Annotated in this window: 1 protein-coding gene; it reads left to right on the top strand. The window is 58.6% G+C overall.

Going from position 1 to position 757, the window contains the following annotated elements:
* On the top strand, positions 1–687 hold a 687-nt coding region (locus AC1DT3_RS23145; protein WP_477467499.1), incomplete at its 5' end, for a carbohydrate ABC transporter permease.
* Positions 688–757: the final 70 nt, after the last annotated feature.

The raw sequence follows: 757 nt of genomic DNA, 5'->3' as shown, positions 1-757 counted from the left end.
GCCCTACGCAACACCGTCATAGTGGTGTTGATCGTCGTTCATCTTGAATTGCTGATCGGCCTTGGTGTGGCACTGCYTTTTGCAAGCGGACTGCGCGCGATGCCGTTGCTTCTCGCCGCTGTTCTCGCACCCTATGCCGTCAGCGAGGTGAGCGCGGTCGTGATGTGGCGCTACCTATTCGATCTCGATATCGGCTACGTAAGCCAAGCGCTCGCCGCCCTCGGACTGCCTCCTCTCGAATGGGCGATCAACTCGACTCACGGATTGATTCTGGTTGCTCTGCTCAGCATTTGGCTGCATCTGCCGTTCACGTTCGTGATCCTCTATGCCGCGCGGCTTGCAATTCCACGCGAGCTCTATGAGGCGGCGCAAGTGGACGGCGCGTCACCGCTGCAGCAGTTTTGGCGTGTCACATTGCCGTTGCTGATGCCGGCAGTCCTGATCGCCGTGCTCTTTCGATACATTTTCGCATTTCGTCTTTTCTCCGAGGTCTGGCTTTTGACTGGGGGCGGCCCCGCTCGTCAGACCGAGGTTCTCGCCGTCTACCTGTATCTCGAGGCATTTCGATACAACGCCTTCGGGGAAGCGGCTGCAACGGGCTGGCTCCTCGTAGTCGCCTCCCTCATCCTCGCGTTGTGGTACTTGCGCCGCTTGTACAAGGACATGTTTGCCAACCATGCGAGCTAGATCCCTGTCCCGTATCATTCTCAAGACTGTCGCGGTGGCCGCGGTTCTTGCCTGGTCGCTTGTTCCAATC

Source organism: Microvirga sp. P4_G7, assembly GCF_056401005.1.
This window is presented reverse-complemented; position numbering and strand designations above follow the sequence as displayed.